The following is a 1,297-nucleotide window of genomic DNA, read 5'->3' on the forward strand; positions in this document are numbered from 1 at the left end:
AAACTAGGAAGCTAGCCGTAGGCAGTACTTGAGTACGGCAAGGCGAAGCTGACGTGGTTTGAAGAGATTTTCGAAGAGTATCAGTTATTTTGAAGAATCGTGAGGAGTCCTTTGACTCCTCTTACTTTTGTCAAAAAGCGAAAAAAATGCTACAATAAAGAGAATAAACAAAATGAGGTATTATCATGTCTAAGATTCTAGTATTTGGTCACCAAAATCCAGACTCAGATGCCATCGGGTCATCTGTAGCCTTTGCCTACCTTGCAAAAGAAGCTTACGGTTTGGATACGGAAGCTGTTGCTCTTGGAACTCCAAATGAAGAAACAGCCTTTGTCTTGAACTATTTTGGTGTGGAAGCACCGCGTGTTATCACTTCTGCTAAAGCAGAAGGCGCAGAGCAAGTTATCCTGACTGACCACAATGAATTCCAACAATCTGTATCAGATATCGCTGAAGTAGAAGTTTATGGTGTTGTAGACCACCACCGTGTGGCTAACTTTGAAACTGCAAGCCCACTTTACATGCGTTTGGAGCCAGTTGGTTCAGCGTCTTCAATCGTTTACCGTATGTTCAAAGAACATGGTGTGGCTGTGCCTAAAGAGATTGCTGGTTTGATGCTTTCAGGTTTGATTTCAGATACCCTTCTTTTGAAATCACCAACAACACACCCAACAGATACAGTCATTGCTCCTGAATTGGCTGAATTAGCTGGTGTAAACTTGGAAGAGTATGGTTTGGCTATGTTGAAAGCTGGTACAAACTTGGCTAGCAAATCTGCTGAAGAATTGATTGACATCGATGCTAAAACTTTTGAATTGAACGGAAATAATGTCCGTGTTGCCCAAGTGAACACAGTTGACATCGCTGAAGTTTTAGAACGTCAAGCAGAAATTGAAGCTGCAATGCAAGCTGCCAACGAAGCAAACGGCTACTCTGACTTTGTCTTGATGATTACAGATATCGTCAACTCAAATTCAGAGATCTTGGCTCTTGGTGCCAATATGGACAAGGTTGAAGCAGCATTCAACTTCAAACTTGAAAACAATCATGCCTTCCTTGCTGGTGCCGTTTCACGTAAGAAACAAGTAGTACCTCAACTGACTGAAAGCTTCAATGCTTAAGATTTTAGGTGTCAGTTCAAAATCGGAAAGGCTAGTTTGCCTTATATCGAAAGGAGTTTCGGCTCCTTTTTTTCTAGGAGTGAAGCATGTTAGAAAATGGCGATTTGATACTCAATGAAAATCAAAGAGCAAACTAGGAAGCTAGCCGCAAGCTGTACTTGAGTACGGTAAGGCGA

At 41.7% G+C, this 1,297-nt stretch carries 1 protein-coding gene; it reads left to right on the top strand.

Annotated elements, in window-relative coordinates; all coding sequences use genetic code 11:
• Nucleotides 1–185 precede the first annotated feature (185 nt).
• Complete coding sequence (locus tag ADH54_RS02715; protein ID WP_049511661.1) at nt 186–1,121, top strand: manganese-dependent inorganic pyrophosphatase; 936 nt, start codon at nt 186–188, stop codon at nt 1,119–1,121.
• The last annotated feature ends 176 nt before the right edge of the window (nt 1,122–1,297 follow it).

This window comes from Streptococcus pseudopneumoniae (assembly GCF_001072315.1).
Classification (GTDB): domain Bacteria; phylum Bacillota; class Bacilli; order Lactobacillales; family Streptococcaceae; genus Streptococcus; species Streptococcus pseudopneumoniae_R.